The sequence below is a fragment of the Parabacteroides sp. AF39-10AC genome, from assembly GCF_003635405.1.
GTDB lineage: Bacteria > Bacteroidota > Bacteroidia > Bacteroidales > Tannerellaceae > Parabacteroides > Parabacteroides distasonis.
Genome location: NZ_QTLP01000010.1, coordinates 50,950 through 65,076, shown reverse-complemented (window position 1 = coordinate 65,076; position 14,127 = coordinate 50,950). Strand labels below are relative to the sequence as shown.

At 42.2% G+C, this 14,127-nt stretch carries 8 protein-coding genes; 3 read left to right on the top strand and 5 right to left on the bottom strand.

Going from position 1 to position 14,127, the window contains the following annotated elements:
* Positions 1-71 precede the first annotated feature (71 nt).
* Positions 72-3,362, top strand: a complete 3,291-nt coding sequence (locus DW033_RS10875) for a carboxypeptidase regulatory-like domain-containing protein (protein WP_008779970.1) — start codon at positions 72-74, stop codon at positions 3,360-3,362.
* A gap of 60 nt (positions 3,363-3,422) precedes the next feature.
* Here DW033_RS10875 and DW033_RS10870 read toward each other — a convergent pair whose 3' ends face one another.
* Positions 3,423-5,426, bottom strand: a complete 2,004-nt coding sequence (locus tag DW033_RS10870; RefSeq protein ID WP_122382744.1) for a tetratricopeptide repeat protein — start codon at positions 5,424-5,426, stop codon at positions 3,423-3,425.
* A gap of 135 nt (positions 5,427-5,561) precedes the next feature.
* Here DW033_RS10870 and DW033_RS10865 point away from each other — a divergent pair, with 135 nt between their 5' ends.
* Complete coding sequence (locus tag DW033_RS10865) at positions 5,562-6,512, top strand: SPFH domain-containing protein (protein WP_057326318.1); 951 nt, start codon at positions 5,562-5,564, stop codon at positions 6,510-6,512.
* Positions 6,513-6,540: 28 nt separating this feature from the next.
* A complete protein-coding gene (locus tag DW033_RS10860) occupies positions 6,541-6,741 on the top strand; it encodes an Arc family DNA-binding protein (protein ID WP_005854106.1) in 201 nt (66 codons plus the stop codon).
* Between the two features lie 32 nt (positions 6,742-6,773).
* Here DW033_RS10860 and DW033_RS10855 read toward each other — a convergent pair whose 3' ends face one another.
* From DW033_RS10855 to DW033_RS10840, 4 genes are all read right to left on the bottom strand, one after another.
* Entirely contained in the window at positions 6,774-7,817 is a 1,044-nt protein-coding gene (locus DW033_RS10855) for an SPOR domain-containing protein (protein WP_122382743.1), read from the bottom strand.
* 90 nt (positions 7,818-7,907) lie between these two features.
* Complete coding sequence (locus DW033_RS10850) at positions 7,908-9,440, bottom strand: SusD/RagB family nutrient-binding outer membrane lipoprotein (RefSeq protein ID WP_005867199.1); 1,533 nt, start codon at positions 9,438-9,440, stop codon at positions 7,908-7,910.
* Positions 9,441-9,451: 11 nt separating this feature from the next.
* The gene (locus tag DW033_RS10845; RefSeq protein ID WP_122382762.1) at positions 9,452-12,829 is read right to left on the bottom strand and encodes a SusC/RagA family TonB-linked outer membrane protein; all 3,378 of its coding nucleotides are present in this window, start codon (positions 12,827-12,829) and stop codon (positions 9,452-9,454) included.
* A gap of 134 nt (positions 12,830-12,963) precedes the next feature.
* Complete coding sequence (locus DW033_RS10840; RefSeq protein WP_172618162.1) at positions 12,964-14,043, bottom strand: FecR family protein; 1,080 nt, start codon at positions 14,041-14,043, stop codon at positions 12,964-12,966.
* Positions 14,044-14,127 lie beyond the last annotated feature (84 nt).

The following is a 14,127-nucleotide window of genomic DNA, read 5'->3' as shown; positions in this document are numbered from 1 at the left end:
AAACATACAATGATATTAAAAAATAACCCATAACTTTGCGAAAGTTTTTATTACATTAACTATTTTAAATTATGAGCAGACATTTACAGACGCTATTCCTTTTAGCTGTACTGAGTTTCTTGTTTGTCATCCCGACACAAGCGCAGGTAACAACAGCCAGTATGAGTGGAACAGTTATGTTTCAAGATGAACCCGTTATTGGTGCGACCGTTTTGGCGGTTCACGAACCTTCTGGGACAAATTATGGTACGATCACGAACGTTGACGGACGCTTTTCCTTACAAGGTATGCGTACAGGAGGTCCATACAAAGTTACGATCTCTTACGTTGGTTATCAATCTGCCGTTTATTCCGGCATTACCCTGCAATTGGGAGAGAACTACAACTTGAATGTTAAGTTGAAAGAATCTTCCGAGACCTTGGACGAGATCGTAATCACAGCGGCGAAAACGAAGTTCAATACGGAAAAGACGGGTGCGACAACCAATATCTCCTCGTCACAGATCACCTCTTTACCCACCATTAACCGTAGTATCTCCGATATCGCACGCCTTTCTCCTTATGCCTCCGACATGAGTTTTGCCGGTGGCGATGGCCGTTCCACGAACTTTACGGTAGATGGAGCGAACTTTAATAACAACTTCGGCCTTTCGGATAATCTTCCCGGAGGCGGTAACCCGATCTCTATGGACGCTATCGAGGAAGTACAAGTGGTAATCGCCCCGTTCGATGTCCGCCAGACAAACTTCATTGGTGGCGGTATCAACGCTATCACCAAATCCGGAACAAACACATTCAAAGGTTCCGCTTACACTTACTTCCAGAACCAGAATATGCGAGGAAACTCAATCGATGGAGAAGACTTGGGCGCACGTGCTAAGGAATCCAAAACGATTTACGGAGCTACGTTCGGCGGTCCAATCATCAAGAATAAATTATTCTTCTTCGCCAATGTAGAAGTGGAAAAACAACCGCAACAAGTGATCAAATGGAGAGCTCGTACTGAAGGAGAGCAACCGGACGAGAATAACTACATATCTCGCACTACACTCTCCGACATGCAAAAGGTATCCGATTTCTTAAGAGATAAATATGGTTATGATACAGGATCAGCCACGAACTTCCCCGCAGACGAAAAGAATTTGAAATTGCTAGGTCGTATCGACTGGAATATCACGAATGGCCATAAATTGAGCGTACGGTACAACTATACAAAGAATACCGCATGGAACGCTCCCAACGCTAACTCTATGGATGGTGGTTCCGGCTCTCGTCTGTATAATACAAGCCGTGTAGGTTACCAATCCATGTCTTTTGCCAACAGCATGTATTCCCAAGACAATAAAGTGTCTTCCGTATCCGCTGATTTGAACAGTCGCTTCTCTGATAAGATTTCCAATCAGTTACTTTTCACTTATACGGATATCGAGGATATGCGCGGAACCAACTCTTCCCCTTTCCCCTTCATTGATATCTTGGCAGGTAAAGATGCGGAAGGTAACCAAATCATGGAGCCTTATATGAGTGCCGGATATGAATTATTTACTTACAACAACGGCGTGAAGAACAAGATCACAAGTGTTATCGATAACTTCACTTACTTTGCCGGCGACCATAAGATCACAGCTGGTATCAGTTTCGAGCACCAACTTGCTAGCAATGCTTATATGCGCAACGGCACGGGATATTATCGTTACAGCAGCTTAGATGATTTCTTGAACGGTGCCGCTCCTGAAACGTTCGCATGGACATACGGTTACAACGGTGTTTCCGACCCGAAAGCTCAGGTTACTTTTAACCAGATCGGATTCTACGCACAGGATGAGTGGAACATTCGCCCGAACGTGAAGTTAACTTATGGTATACGTTTCGATGATTTAATTTTCGACAATAGCGATCTTCAAAGAAACGACGCAATCTACGATCTTGATTTCGGAGGCAAACATATCGACACCGGCAAATGGCCTAAGTCTAGAATGCAAATATCCCCTCGTGTAGGTTTCGTTTGGGATGTGTTCAAGGATAATTCCTTAAAAGTACGTGGTGGTACAGGTATATTTACCGGACGTTTACCCTTGGTATTCTTTACGAATATGCCGACAAACTCGAATATGGTACAAAATGCCGTAGTATTCGGCACAAAATATGAGAATGGAATTGCGGTAAGTCATGATTCCCGTCTGGATCAACTGGCTGGCGGCATGATTACGAATGTAGACGATGCGATCAAGAAATTCGGCCTTCCTACCACGATAGAGAATCCGGTTGCCGGTTCTAAGATCTCTGGCGTAAAGGACAACTTCAAGATGCCACAAATATGGAAAACCTCCTTGGCTGTAGATTATCAGCTCCCAACTTCCTTCCCATTATCCGTAACCGGCGAGTTCATCTATAACAAGAACATCAATGCCGTAACCCTTGAGAATATCAACATCAAGGACCCGTCTAATTGGGAACATTTTAACGGAGCGGATAACCGTTTGATTTATCCATCTGATTATACGTATGTATCCGGTAAGAATGCGGTTGTATTAACTAACACATCCAAAGGACATGGTTATACCGCCAATGTTACGATTAACGCTCAACCCGTAGAGGATTTGAACATGATGTTGGCTTATACGCACACGGAATCCAAAGAAATTTCCGGTCTTCCGGGTAGCGACCCTGTATCTACATGGCAGGGAATGTTAACGATAGACGGACCGAATTTCGCGACCGTACAACGTTCACGGTATGTAGTGCCCGACAAGGTAATCGCAGCGGTCAATTATAATCTGCCCTTCCGCCATAAAGGTCTGCTCAGAAAAACAAGCTTAAATCTGTTCTATTCCGGTTATTCCGCTTCCGGATATAGCTTCGCTTATACAAATGATATGAATGGTGACGGTATCAATAATGATATGATGTATATCCCGAAAGATGATAGTGAAATCAAATTCAAGAATGAAGCAGATAGAACCGCTTTCTGGAACTTCGTAGACCAAGATTCTTATTTAAAGAATCACAAGGGAGAATACGCTGAGGCTTATGCCGCACGTGCACCTTGGGTACATCGTTTCGACCTTCGTATAACGGAAGATTTCTCATTCAAGGCAGGTAAAACCGAACATCATTTCCAATTGAGCCTTGATTTCATGAATATCGGTAATATGATCAACTCGAAATGGGGTGTAATGAAGAACGCATCTTCTTCCAACGGTTGCCGTATCTTGAAATATGAAGGTATGGATGATAACAAGACTCCAATTTTCTCCATGTATAAGATCAATGGTGAATATCCGACCGAGACTTATTCTTATAACCGTATCTATACTGAATGCTGGAAAATGCAGGTTGGTATCCGTTACATCTTTAATTAATCAAGAGATATAACTCCATAAAAAAGGCGGGGAACAAATTTTCCCGCCTTTTCTATTTCATCATATATCCTCTCCTCCTCGCAAGGCATCCGCTATATCTTGATGCCGCTGGGCTAATTCGTCCTCTCCGATCGCCCGGAAACCCTCCGCCAGATATTCGTGGGAAGCCGCATGTTTAGGTTTGATACTTACCGCCTGCTGGAAATCCAGAATAGCTTCATCGTAATATTTGAGCTTCAATAGGCATTTTCCACGGTTATAGCGGGCCTTAAAAGATTTCGGACTTAATTTTACCGCTTTGTTTAAACAAACCTGAGCGTCGTAGTCCTCACCTATATCCAATAAAGTAACCCCTTTGCGTACCCAAGCTTCCACATAATTCGGATTCAAATTCAAGGCTTTATCAAAACAACGAATAGCGGCATTCGCGTCATGGGCCTTCGTTATGCACTCGTTACCCATCAAGTAATATTCATGCGCATACTCTTTCTGGGTCTCACGAAGCGAATGCAATTCTTCCCTCAGAGCCTTAATCTGTGCCTTTTGACTATTCAAGGCTTGCAATTTCAAACGAAGCAGCCGTTGTACCATCGGATTATCCAATTCATTCCGTTTAGATACGGCGGCGGCAAAAGCCTCGACCGCCTCTTTCATATTACCCTGCCGAAAACCCTGAGCCGCCCGACCATATTGCAATTCCGCCTCGCTCTCTTTGATACTTTTCTCTATTAATGCTTGGTTATTGAATATTTGGCTGAATTCTACGATCTCTTTCCGGATAAAGATATCCCGGGAAGAGATCTTGCTTTTTAGCACCAATCCTTCCAATGAAGTACAACGACTCAACGCCACATAGGTTTGTCCCCCGGCGAATACCCCTCCGGTCAAATCAACTACCACCCGGCTAAAAGTCAAGCCTTGACTCTTATGCACCGTGATCGCCCAAGCCAAACGAATCGGCAATTGTTCGAACGTACCGACAATCTCTTCCTCGATCCGTTTCTCTTTCTCGTTATATTTGTATTTATAATTTCGCCATGAGGTAGGTTCGACCAAATACTCTACACCGCTCTCCATCAAGACATAAACATTTCCATTCTCATCGATACCCGATACCATACCGATCGTCCCGTTCACCCAACGACGCTCATAATCATTATCGATAAAAATAACCTGCGCCTGTTCCTTGATGGATAAATTCAGCTGGGTAGGTAGTGAGGATTCCGGAAAATCCCCCTCGATCTTTCCCACGGAGACGTACTCTTCTCCGGGAAGCTCGGCCAACTTCTTCTCATTGATAAAATCAACCTGATCCCGGCGAGTGGCCAACGTGATATACATATCCTCATTCTGAGGCTCGAAAGACGGAAAATAACGACCGTTCAACGTATCCAACTCCTGTTTTCTAGCGGCATTATTACGAATCCGATCCAATATATTGATAAAAACAGAATCGGTCTGGCGATACACTTTTTGCAACTCGATCGGCACTAAATTAATGTCCTTGAACACACGAGCCGAGAAAAAGAAAGGGCTCGCATAGAACAAACTCAATATCTCTTTTTGATCCGACGGAACAACCGGTTCCAACTGGAAGACATCTCCCACGAACAATAGCTGCTTTCCGCCAAAAGGCAATCGCATATTACCGGAATAGACCCTCAAGATACGATCTACACAATCAATAATATCCGCCCTCACCATCGATATCTCGTCAATGATGACCAAATCGACCTCCGCGATAATTTTCCGTTTCTCCTTCGGATACTTAAAAAACTCAAAGATACGACCATGAGACAAACTTAAATCCGGATCATCCGGCAACATCGGCCGAAAAGGGAGCTTGAAAAAGGAATGCAAGGTAACGCCGCCCGCATTTATGGCCGCTATTCCGGTAGGAGCCAGCACCACATACTTTTTCTTCGTATGATTGCAAATATACTTCAAAAAAGTAGACTTGCCGGTCCCTGCTTTCCCTGTCAGGAAAACAGACTGGCGAGTGTGGGTGATCAGTTGCAAGGCATCCTGAAACTCCTTATTGTTCGTGTCTAACTGAAAGTCCAAGTATATAATTTTTAGATGAGACAAAGCTATGAAAATATTTACAGATCACTCTAATAATATCCCTCAAAATATTTGGCAGTCTCCATAAAAATCACTTATTTTGTGATATCAAATTAATATCAAAAACAAATCATCATGAAAGCAACCGAAAAGACATTCAACGGACTGAGAATCTCGGGGTTTATTGCCCTTTTTCTCCTATTAGCTCTATCGGGTCTCTGCTGCTATTTAATCGCAGGCACCAACGAGACTTGGAGCGTAATCACCGGCATCGTCGGACTCTGCCTGTTAGTGGTTTGTTTATTGGGATTCATGGAAATCGAGCCCAACAATGCCCGAGTAATGCTCTTTTTCGGAAAATATAAAGGGACAATTACTGATAACGGATTTTTCTGGGTCAATCCACTTTACAGCAAAAAGAAAATCACGTTACGTGCCCGTAACTTAGATGTCCCTCCTATCAAGGTTAACGATAAGGTCGGTAATCCGGTTATGATCGGGGCCGTGATGGTATGGAAAGTCAAGGATACTTATAAAGCGATGTTCGACATCGATTCTTCGTCCATTAGTATCTCCTCGAATAAATCATTCATATCACTGGGAGAATCCTCTGAATTATCCCAACGAATGCAGAATTATGAGAATTTCGTGCAGATACAAAGTGACGCCGCCATCCGTAAGATAGCTGGCATGTATGCCTATGATTATAACGAGAGCAAAGATCCCGTCACCTTACGATCCGATGACGGGGAGGTCGCTCAAAAACTGGAGGAGGAATTAAACAGCCGTTTGGCGATAGCAGGCATTGAGGTATTGGAAGCTCGTATCAATTACTTAGCGTATGCTTCCGAGATCGCCGGAGTCATGTTACGCCGCCAGCAAGCGGAAGCCATTATCGCCGCAAGAGAACGGATCGTGGAGGGAGCGGTCAGCATGGTTCGACTCGCCTTGAACAAACTGGATCAAGACAATGTTGTGGAATTGGATGAGGAACGGAAGGCTGCGATGGTTAGCAACCTGTTGGTAGTCCTTTGCGCTGACGAGGCAGCGCAACCTGTCGTAAATACCGGGACCCTACATCATTAATGTAAGAATTTAATATTAATACTAGTATATGGCCAAAAAAGATAATACTGTCAAAAGCTTCATCCTTCGGGTGGACGCTGATATGATGGAAGCTATCGAAGCTTGGGCTGCGGACGAATTTCGCAGCACCAATGGCCAAATCCAGTACATTCTGGACCAAGCCTTACGAAAGGCAGGACGGTTGAAGAAGAAAAGACTGCCCCGGCCACAAAACGACGACAAGTCATAAAAAAAGCCTGATCTTTCGATCAGGCTTTTTTATTAACGGCTAATGAACAGCCAAGCATCTTTATACTTTTCTATTTTTCGAAGTGTCGCCATGTAGCTCTCGGCATCCGCCCGGTTATTAAACTTATCCGCATAAATACGATATTTACCATCACGAACCACCTTGCTTACATTCTTACATTGCGTGCGGTCTACACCGGATATATACTCATTCGCCTGCTCCTCTGTCGGGAAACTCGCTATTACGATATGATACATCTTTTTCGTCGCCACGAGTTCCGCTTTCGGAGCGGGGACAGCGACTTCTTTCCTTACCTCAGGGGCAGAAGGCGCTTTGGCAATCTCAGTCTCCTTAGTCGCTTCTATTTTGGGAGTTACCTCCGCTACCATCTCGTCCACTTGAGATATTTGAATTTCCTCCGGCTGAGAAATAGGTTCCTCGAACCTATAATTTATCATCTCCGTAGGAACAAAACTAGCTGTATAAGCGGACAGGTTTACTTCTTTCACCGGAGTCGAAACCACAAAGAATAATGCGACAGCAGCAGCTGATGCCGCGACAACCCGGATCAACTTACGACTAACCGGGATATAGAACACATCTTTCTTTTTCTTACCCGCAAGTAAAGTAACCTCTTCCCGCTCTTCCTCCAACGATCGCAAAACCGGAAAATGAAACGATGATAAACCATACGAATCCGCATTGAATACCCCAGAATCGCCCGGCGTAAAAATGGTCTGCCCTTCCTCTCCTATAGAGAAAGTCCCGATTCGCCCCAATGTTATCCGCTTGTCTTGTTCCAAAGAAACATTCAAAGCCTCGATATCCTCTTCCAGCATCAACTGAGCTTTCCGGTAATCAACGCCATACGTCTGCATATATGACTCGGAGAGCAAGCCGTCTGTATGCTGTAGCGTGACATTAAACATAACCTCTTTACGCATCGGCCGGAACAAATGTTCCTCTTCCTGATACGTCGCCGGCAAAGTTTGCAGCACGAAACCACCAAACTTCGGCAAGATCACACAATCGTGCGTCAGCAACAAGCGTTCAATATGTGTTATTATCCTTAACATAGAGACAAAGGTAAATATCTTTATAGAAATAACAAAAAAAGAGCACTTTTTTCCTTTGAAATGACCCGGAAAATTATATGCATGACATTCTCATTTCAAAATCCACATGACACCCATATAGTCATCCGACCCTCCATACTGGTCGCTAATTGATTTTGAGACATTATCCATATTGTAATCCAACTCTTCCGATGGATACATCCATCTTAACGGCATTTTATCAGAAGGTATATTCCTATTCGATTTCGGATTTATCGGAATATTCGGTACACCTGTCCTACGATATTCAAAGAAAGCATTGTAAGGTGTTTGAAGAAACGTCAATATGTACTTTTGCCAAATAATCTGACTCAACTGTTCTTGAAAATCACTAGCGAACTTAACGCCTTGATTTCCGAGATATTCTTGAATATAGGCATCTGTTATTTTTCGATTATGATGGAACATAACATCATCGGGTGTATTATCCGCCACAAACCGCATTGAAGAACGAACGCCTTCCTCATAATACTCTTTGGGACTTTTTGAGATAAAACCTCTCAGAGCCATCTCAGCCAGTATAAAATTTTGTTCTTGATAACTCAAGAAAAATACAGGCTCGCCCTCCGGCAGTTCCTCGTAGCGATCATTTATTTGAGAAACAGTTCCCCCACTCACAAAAGTCAAGATCTCAGACTCCGGTAAGGTCGGGTCAACTCCACCATAAGCATCCCATTCCGAGGGATCCAACTTGGCCTCTTCTGAGCTCGGTGTCGGTTTCGCATAATAAAATAAACGATAATCTTTCAAGGCTTTCAATTTATCAACAAAAAGATTAGTCATCCTGTCATTATTCACAAAACTATTAATTTCCTTAAAATAAGGATATTTCTGTCCAGCCTTATTAGAGTACACAACTTGGAAATTATCCGCACTCGACTCAAAAACAGGTCTGTTATTGATAATCTCATTGATTCTTTCCCGAACCTTTAAATCCGGATCATCGACCTTTTTATACAAATTAAGAAGCAACTTCAATTGCATAACATTCACAGCCTTACGCCATTTCGTCACATCCCCTCCATAAATATAATCACCCTCAAAATTAGTGCCAGCACTAAAGAGACGGTCCGCCTCATCCAATTCATTCAATAACCCGAGAAAAACATCTTTTTGAGAGTCATATTTCGGGAAATACACCTCTTCATCCTCAGCTCTTAAAGCTTCAGAATAAGGTATGTCCCCCACTTGCATTGTCAAATTGAAGAAAAAGAAAACCCGTACGAAATGAGACAATGCCGTATAGGAGTTTTTCAACTCATCATTCGTCGCAAAATCAATCATCTTCGAGGCATTCCGCAAATCTCTCAAAGCATCATAATTCGCTCCACCCAACAAATTGAATGCCAGATCTATATCATTAGCCTCTGTCCACGACAAATACTTAGCTAACAATTCATCCCGGATAAAATCCTTTCCATTCCCATTTTTATAGGTGGTAATATCACGTAACAGTTCTGTTGCCAACATCGCAGATGTTACTTTGTTAGTTGAGTCGGGATTTGTATTTACGCTTTCGAAATCATCACATCCAACCATACCCAACAAAACCAGTCCGCATATCAATATATTTTTAATTTTCATACGTTTAGCTTTTAAAATTCAACTTTTAAGTTTACACCTACATACCTTATAGATGGAGAAGATATATCCTCGCCCTCAATATCCTCAAAGCCATCCGGATCCGAGAATCTAAAATCTTTGGTCAACACAAATAAGTTCTGTCCGATAAAGCCTACATAACAGCTATTCATACTTAACTTACTAATAAACTTCTTCGGCAAATTATATCCGATTGACATTTCCCTCAATTTCAAGAACGTCTTTTTCTGAACTAATTTATCTGGATTATTATGGCTGCTTCTTACAAAATCCTCATAAGAAGTCTCGGTATCATTCGGAGCGAATACCCGCGTATCTGATGTAATCCTGCCATATTGATCATATTTGACCTCGCCTGATACAATCTTGACACCTTCACCCACATAGTTTTTCTTGCCATTCACCACCTCATCATATCTCCATTGATTGTCCGTATCCGGATGAGCGCCGGTTTCCAACATGTGGAATTCCGTATTCGACCATGATTTTCCACCAATACGGCCATCAAAATTGAGTGTCAGCGTAAAGTTCTTATACTTGAATACATTCGCTAGACCATACTCTAAATCCGGATCCGTATAACCAATCAAAGAGCTATATTGGCTCCTAGACATCAAGCCATTCGTATTAATAATATAATTACCATCCGGATCTTTGTCATAGCCTTTATATGAATAAGAATCCGTACGAGCGCCCACGTATGTCCACAAATTATCCGGGCTGAAGCTCTCATCCAATTTAGCGTAATACCTCTTGCTCGTCGAAAGATTCAACGACACATCCCATGAGAAATCACGGACTTGCACCGGAGTAGCGTCAATAGAAATCTCCACTCCACGACGAACATATTCTTCGTCAATATTCATCAATCTCGATTTATATCCCGTAGCGGAAGATATCCTTTGGCTGATCGTATTATTATAAGTCAACTTATTGAAATAACTCACATCTAATTTCAAGCGATGTCCTTGCAAGAAGTGAATACCCGTACCTATTTCCCATGTACGATTCGTGATAGGCTTCACGTCGCCACGCAAATAATCCGGATAACTAGCCGTATTCAAGCCATCCCAAACATTCTGTTTAATCGTATAGGCCCGATCTAAATCATAAATAGCTAAATCGGTTTTAGAGACAGTCCACGATCCTCTCAATTTCCAGAAGGGTATCCAATCCGGCAAGCTTATTATATTAGAAGGAATAATACTCATTCCCACGGAAGGATAAAAATATGATTTATCATTTGAAGGCAAAGTAGAAGACCAGTCATTACGCCCAGTAGCCTCCAGATAATAAGTATCCTTATACCCCAATGTCAACGTGCCGAACAGACTATTCACTTTTTTCGTCTTAGTCTCCGCATCCACGATCGGACTTTCTACGGAAGCTTTTATCGAATAAAAACCGGGAACAGACAAGCCATTCTTCGTGGAAGCTTCCAGATTCTTTGTTTTCGTATAATAAAGAGAACCTCCCAATAAACCGTCAACACTAAAATCACTCAGCTTCTTATTAAACAGCAAGAAGAAATCATAATTCATGGTAAAACCAGTCTTCTTGCCCTCTTTATAATAACCCAGCGCTCCGTCTTCCCAGCCACCACGGCCTTTAGAGATCGTTCCCACCGAAGAACGAGTCACATTATTATTCGCATAAGCGACTCCTCCCGCACGCAATTGCAATTTCATCCAAGGGAGTATCTCGTACTTAAAAGACAATGAACCATTCGTCGTAAAATTATTTATCGACTTAATCTTCTCATAAGCCTCAAAATAAGGATTATCATACCAATCCGTATAATGCCAATTTTGCTTTTCATTTGGGACAAGCCAATAATCCTTGTAATCCCGCAGATCATACTCCGGACCAGTCCATAATAAAATATTGTACATATATCCGGTACCATATCCATACCCAGCCGTATTCGGCGCAGATTCCTGCGTAAAGTTCATACTACCTTCCACGCTCGCCTTATTACCTAGTTTCAGCTCTCCACCAATATTATACCAGAATTTATTCTTACGTGAATTCGGATATTGATTCTTATCATACAAATAAGACAAAGAAGTGCGGATGCTTCCATTCTTACCAGAAGATGATACACTGACCGTAGTATTACTGATCATACTAAACTCCAAGAAATTCTTAAAATTATTCTTACCCCTCGAAGTCAACTCCATTTCCCGATACTCTTTCTTAATAGGATCCCATTGCGTATAAACACGACCAATATCCAACTTATCGCCCCAGACATAATCTATATTATCAAATTTACCTCCAGACCCGGCGCTATAAGCCGTCTGCACCTCCGGTATTTTTAACTGTCCGGCATTAAACATATTACTGGTATTTACCTCTATAGAAAAGCCCTTATCACCCCCTTTCTTGGTGGTAATCATGATCGCTCCATTACCACCTCGGGAACCATACAACGCAGAGGCCGTAGCCCCTTTCAACACAGTAATATTCTCAATCACATCCTGGTTGAAATCACTAAACGCTTGATTTGTAGGAACGCCATCTACGACGACCAAAGGCTCCTCTCCACGTAATTTTATCTTAGGAGCGACCCCAAATTCCGTAGAATTATACACTCGCATGCCCGAGATCCTACCACTTAAACTCGTCGCGATATTCACGCCCTTAACTTTCTCCAATTCATCCCCCTTGAACTTTTGTGTAGCATAACCTAACGCTTTCTCTGAACGAGTAATACCCAAAGCGGTAACGACAACTTCCTCCAAGGCTTTTGAATCTTCATCAAGCACTATCTGGAGAACTTTTTTATCCCCAACAGGAACCTCTTTTTCTTGAAAACCGACATAAGATACCATTAGCACATTCCCAGCGGAAACATCCAAGGAAAAGTTTCCGTCCAGATCACTAATAGTGCCGTTAGTCGTTCCTTTTTCTACTACATTCGCACCAATCACGGGATCCCCGTGAGCATCTTTCACGACACCTGTTATTTTTACCTTTTTCGTCTGTTGATTAGCAATCGGTAAATCCTCTTTTTTCGTATCTCGACGTACGATTATTTGACGATTATTAATAATATACTCAATATCCGTTCCGCTGAATAATTTATCTAATATTATCTCTACAGACTGATCCCGAACATCCAGATTAACTTTCCTATGCAAATCAATGTTAGAACCATGATACACAAAAATAAACTCACTGTTTTTCTCAATGTATTCAAATACATCTTCTACCGTACGATCATTCATTTGAATGCTTAGCATAGTCCGCTGCGCATATAGGGAAGACGCATATATCGCAGATCCTCCAAAACTTACCAGACATAAGGCTAAACCAAGACTTTTGAGAAAATGATTTGATTCTCGGCAGAAATCTTCTTTTTTCTTCATACCTTTGTAATGTTTTTTCTTTAGTACGTAATTATTGATTAAACAAAGCTCTTGAGCCGGAAGATATGGCAGTATCTTCTGGCTCTCTTGTAAATGCAAACACGCTTACAGATCATTCCTTTCCCATAGGCAAATTATTTTAATAAAATTACATTATTCTCCCCATCTCTCTCTTGGCGTAGAAAAAGAGATTGACAAATAATCTCAACAACTTCCTCCAAGTTCTCTCTCAGGTCCAATTTTCCTGAAATAGGTATTTCACCTATCTCTTTGCCAAATAAAATAGTCCGGCCATAATAACGAGACAACCGATTTAAGACCTCTCCAACCTTACGATCATTTAACAGCATCAAGTTATCTTTCCAACAAATATGTTCAAAGACATCTACCTTTTTGATCGATATCTCTTTACCCTTTAACTCAAGCATATCATCAGGGCTCAGCACATTCTTACCATTATCGCCATTTTTCACCTCGACCTGTCCTTCCACTAATACAACGGAAGCCGCAGGTTCATCCCGATAAGCACACACATTGAATCGAGTGCCAAGCACTTTTACCTCGATCGTACTCGTTTTAACAATAAAAGGGCGAGAAGGGTCCGCAGCAACTTCCAAATAGACCTCTCCATCCACTAATATCTCCCGCTTATCTTTAGCAAAAACCGTAGGAAAAATCACCCGGGTCTCTGCATTGATATACATTTTAGTACCATCTGAAAATACGATATTCGCACGCCGTCCTTTCGGTACTATTATTTGATCCGGCTCATCAATTTTAGTTTCTTGCTCATTCTTTTCTATTTGGTGTTCCTCTACATTTGATTTGCCTACCGTATCATAAATTACCGTAGCTTCATCTTTCAGTTGAACCCAACCTTGATCCTTCACCAAGACAATCTCATCCCCCGGCAAGGCGCCAACATTCTTTTCCTCCAACAAGGCCAAAGGCAATGAAGATTTATCATGTCCCATCATCCAAAAATAACATCCCACGGCAAGAAGCAACATGACGGTGGCCGCTACGGAAGAAACAAGATAGCGTATACGTAAAACAGAGGTCTTACGGGGAGCATTCAAACGTTCCTCCAACTTCTGCCAAGAAGAAAGTGCCAGTCGCAAATCCGCTCGCTCCTCTTCACGAACTTTACGCAACAAATCTTCTCCAGCTTGCCGAAATGAATCCTTCTCAACCATGTCCTGTTTCTTATTCACGAGATACCTGTTTACTCTTATTACGGATGGAATTCGTTTTGGTACTCACTTTTTACCGGGAAAAATAGCGAATCCGCCATTTTT

What these genes read in the sequence shown, in the direction of transcription:
- DW033_RS10875 (WP_008779970.1), top strand. Translation starts at nt 72, where the DNA reads ATGAGCAGACATTTACAGACGCTATTCCTTTTAGCTGTACTGAGTTTC.
- DW033_RS10860 (WP_005854106.1), top strand. Translation starts at nt 6,541, where the DNA reads ATGGCCAAAAAAGATAATACTGTCAAAAGCTTCATCCTTCGGGTGGAC.
- DW033_RS10865 (WP_057326318.1), top strand. Translation starts at nt 5,562, where the DNA reads ATGAAAGCAACCGAAAAGACATTCAACGGACTGAGAATCTCGGGGTTT.
- DW033_RS10850 (WP_005867199.1), bottom strand. Translation starts at nt 9,440, where the DNA reads ATGAAAATTAAAAATATATTGATATGCGGACTGGTTTTGTTGGGTATG.
- DW033_RS10845 (WP_122382762.1), bottom strand. Translation starts at nt 12,829, where the DNA reads ATGAAGAAAAAAGAAGATTTCTGCCGAGAATCAAATCATTTTCTCAAA.
- DW033_RS10855 (WP_122382743.1), bottom strand. Translation starts at nt 7,817, where the DNA reads ATGTTAAGGATAATAACACATATTGAACGCTTGTTGCTGACGCACGAT.